The sequence below is a fragment of the Mycobacterium sp. genome (assembly GCF_049280035.1).
GTDB lineage: Bacteria > Actinomycetota > Actinomycetes > Mycobacteriales > Mycobacteriaceae > Mycobacterium.
This window is the reverse complement of record NZ_JBAPPI010000234.1, coordinates 1-3,866: the sequence shown is the minus strand read 5'-3', so window position 1 is coordinate 3,866 and position 3,866 is coordinate 1. Positions and strand designations below refer to the sequence as shown.

Below are 3,866 nucleotides of genomic sequence, written 5' to 3'. Positions count from 1 at the left end.
GCTCCGACACGGTGAAGTCCACCATGTGCCATCCGGTGGCGCCGTCGGGAACGGTACCAATCCGATCCGCAGTTTGGGCAGCTCCGGTGGTGTCGATGGCGCGCACGGTGATGGTGTGTTTCCCGGGCCTTTTCGCCTGCCAGGGGAAGGCCCACAACCGCCACGTCTCGTTGGAATAGCTTGCGCCCAGTTCAGCCGGCTGCCACACGTCATCGTCGATGCGGACCTGCACGGCCCGCACGCCACGATTCTGTGCCCACGCGACACCGCCAAACACTGTGGGCCCCATCGGCACCTTCTGACCACCTTTCGGCACGTCGATCCGCGACTCGGTCTTGATCGGTGCCCGCGGTGCCCAGCCCATCCGCGTCCAGTACGCCTGTGCTCGGTCGAAGCGGGTCAGCTCCATGTCGACGACCCACTTGGTGGCCGACACATACCCGTACAGCCCGGGTACCACCAGCCGGGCCGGGTAGCCATGCTCGACTGGCAGCGGCTGACCGTTGAGGCCGACCGCCAGCAGCGCGTTGCGGGCATCGGTGAGTGCATCCACTGGCGTTCCGGCAGTGAAGCCGTCGATCGACGTCGACAGCACCATATCGGCGTCCGCGTGCACCCGGGCGGCCGCCAGCAGATCAGCCACCCGGTAGCCTGTCCAGACACCCGTCGAAATCAGGTTGCCGCCAACGGGATTCGACACGCACGTCAACGTTGTCGCCATTTCGATGACGTCGAAGCCGGCGAGGTCGTCAAAGCTGTATGCGGTTTCGCGATCCACCATGCCGTGGATACGCAGCCGCCAGTCTCCGCGGCTGAGTTGGGGAACAGTGAGTGCGGTGTCCACGCGGTAGAAGTCGGCGCTGGGGGTGATAAACCTCGGTAGCGCAACGCCGCTCGGCTGCACATCAGCAGGTATTGGTGGCGCCGATATGCGTGGTCGGGGAAGTGTGAAGTTTTTCCGGTCACCGGCCACCGAATGAACCAACCGCGTGATCACCGCACCCACCACGCCACTCGTTACGCCAAGCCCGAGCAATCCGAAGATGACCAACCTGCGCCTTCCGGCATCCGCTCCGTCATGGTCAGCTGCGTCTTCAGGGTCTCCCCGGCCGGGCCAGAACCGACGGGTGAGCAAGCGTAGAGCGGCCATGCCGCAGGCGGTGCCCGCGAGGGTGGGGATCGTGTCCAGTGCTGTCGCACCCTGCCGCGACAGCACTGCTACGCATCCGAGGATGCCCGCCGCGGCGATCGCGGCGCTGCCGAGCGGGCGGCGCTGAGTCTCGAGGCTCCCGGCGATTGCCGCGATTGCGGCGATCACCACGAGCACGACGAAGGCCAAGAAGAGTTTGTCCAGAGAGCCCAGGGTCTGAATAGCCCACTCTTTGATGGGCCCCGGCGTCAGATCGATGACCGCTGAGCCGATCGCGGCACGCGCGTCGGCCCGCGCGCCGAACAGGATGCCCACCAGCTGGGCCACTCCGAGCGAGACGGACGCAGCTGCAACCCCGGCAACCATCCGCTCATTCGACGGCGCGACAGCCATCGGAGCTACTGTACTCGCGTTCCCCTCAACGCCCGCAAAAACCTTGCCGCGCGGGCGAACCGGCGACATCAGCATGCGGCCGTCGACCGGCGCCACGCGCGCCCTCCGGGAGATCCTGCTGGCATGTCCGGCATCTAAGAAGTGGCGGGTCTCATCAGCGGAAAGGACAGAGAAAGGACATCTGGCTGAAGTTTCCAGCCTCCTACCTCGGTCGGAGAATTATCGTCAGTGCGTGAGGCGTCGAACGGTGCTAACGCTCCCAGTGCTGCTGGCGGCAGGCCCTGCGCTGACCCAGGCACCCCGCGCCGCCGCAGAGCAAAGCCGATGGTCGCCTGATCGCGCCAACCACTGGTATCAGGCGCAAGGCTGGCTCGTCGGCGCCAATTACATCACTTCGAACGCCATCAACCAGCTCGAGATGTTTCAGGCCGACACCTTCGACCCGCGGCGCATCGATACCGAGCTCGGCTGGGCCCAGTCGCACGGGCTCAACACTGTGCGGGTCTTCCTCCACGATCAGCTTTGGGCCCAAGACCAGCGCGGCTTCCAAAGCCGTCTCGCGCAGTTTGTCAGCGTTGCGGCCCGTCATCGCATCAAACCAATCTTTGTTTTGTTCGACTCATGTTGGGATCCGTTCCCCAAACCGGGACGGCAGCGTGCCCCGAAGCCTGGGGTCCACAACTCCGGTTGGGTGCAAAGCCCGGGCGCTGAACACCTCGATGACCTCGACTACCGTCGCACTCTGCTCGACTATGTCACGGGCGTGTTGAACCAATTCCGCACGGATGATCGCATTTTGGGTTGGGACTTGTGGAATGAGCCCGACAATCCCGCGCGCGCGTATCGCAAGGTCGAGAGGAAAGACAAGCTGGACCGCGTCGCCGACCTGCTCTCGCTGGCGTTCGGGTGGGCACGTTCGGTTGATCCGAGTCAACCGTTAACGAGTGGCGTGTGGGACGGCGTGTGGGGAGATCCCCAGCGGCGCAGCGAAATCGCGAGCATCCAACTGGACAACTCCGACGTGATCACCTTCCACTGCTATGACAAACCAGCAGCCTTAGAGACCCGGATCGCCGAACTGTCCCCGTTGGGGCGGCCGATCCTCTGCACGGAGTACCTGGCTCGGACGCTGGGCAGTACCGTTGACGGGGTCCTGCCAGTTGCGAAGCGGCACAACGTTGGTGCGATCAATTGGGGGTTGGTCGCCGGTAAGACCCAGACCTACTTTCCGTGGGACTCCTGGGATCACCCGTACACGACGGCTCCGAAGCTCTGGTTTGCAGACCTGCTGCAACCCGATGGACGGCCCTACCGGGACACCGAAATTCAAACGATCAGCAAGTTGACCCGGCTCTAACGTGCTCGCTTCGGGCTCACCGACGAGGGCTCCCGCTTGTTTCGAACTGGGAGCGGGTGGCCGCGACGTAGTCCTCCACGGTGATGGGCTTGACTCCCCCGATCACCTCGACGAGGTTGTTAACGCCAAGACGCCGTCGCGGTAGTCCTGTGCCACGTTGCTGATGTGCTGCACGAAATGCGCCGAGGCACCGGCGGCCGTCAGGCCGGCGGCGAAAGTAGGAATGTCAATGGGCTCGTAGCGCACCGGGATACCCAGGGTGTGTTGGACTTTCGCGGCGATTTCATGCCAGTTGAGTTCTTCAGCGCCGAGTAGTGGGTAGGTCTGGCGGTCATGCGGGTCGGGGTTTTGAAGGATGGCCGCGATGACATGGGCTTGATCGGTGGCGTCGATCGGGGCGTGGCGGGCATCGGCGAAGGGCAGTCGATAGATCCCTTGATCGTTGTCGCGAATCCAGAACATGTTCAGCAAGAACGTGAAGAAGGTGGGCCGCGGATGCGTGGTGATCAGCGCTGCGGTCCAGCAGCCGCTCGGCGATCCAATGCGCCCGCGCGGCGTTGCCGCGAGTCGGGTTGTGCGACCTCCGGCTCTCTCGACATAACCAAAGCGTACGTACGCCGTGCATAACTTCGCGACGGTCAAGTGTTACTTTTCCGGTTGTCACAACCCGTCCGAGCAAGCGGGTTGCCGGATGAGGCACCTAATCGCAAACGACAAGAAGTACTGACGTGGCGCATCTTTCGCGGCTGAACGGATAAGGCGTCCTAACGACAAATCGCGATCAGCTGAGAACCATCGTGAAAATCCGGAAGTCGCATCCACGAATATTCCTGCAGGCGTTTGGCTGGCCCGTTGCCGCTATCGAGACACCAACGGGATCACACGCATCGTCCAGCGGCTCGGCCCCGCAGACGAATATGACCAACACGGCAAGCTCGCCGAGGATGCACTGATCGTGGCTTTGAC

At 63.4% G+C, this 3,866-nt stretch carries 4 protein-coding genes; 1 reads left to right on the top strand and 3 read right to left on the bottom strand.

What is annotated here, in order from left to right; translation table 11 throughout:
• Positions 1–1,543: molybdopterin-dependent oxidoreductase (locus WAN71_RS07580; RefSeq protein WP_422224743.1), on the bottom strand; the 1,543-nt coding region annotated here is incomplete at its 3' end.
• Between the two features lie 232 nt (positions 1,544–1,775).
• Between WAN71_RS07580 and WAN71_RS07575 the strand changes: the two genes are divergently transcribed.
• The gene (locus WAN71_RS07575; RefSeq protein WP_422224742.1) at positions 1,776–2,900 is read left to right on the top strand and encodes a 1,4-beta-xylanase; all 1,125 of its coding nucleotides are present in this window, start codon (positions 1,776–1,778) and stop codon (positions 2,898–2,900) included.
• A gap of 102 nt (positions 2,901–3,002) precedes the next feature.
• Here WAN71_RS07575 and WAN71_RS07570 read toward each other — a convergent pair whose 3' ends face one another.
• Together WAN71_RS07570 and WAN71_RS07565 are read right to left on the bottom strand one after the other, a co-directional pair.
• The gene (locus tag WAN71_RS07570) at positions 3,003–3,542 is read right to left on the bottom strand and encodes a hypothetical protein (protein WP_422224741.1); all 540 of its coding nucleotides are present in this window, start codon (positions 3,540–3,542) and stop codon (positions 3,003–3,005) included.
• A gap of 139 nt (positions 3,543–3,681) precedes the next feature.
• On the bottom strand, positions 3,682–3,866 hold a 185-nt coding region (locus WAN71_RS07565; RefSeq protein WP_422224740.1), incomplete at its 5' end, for a hypothetical protein.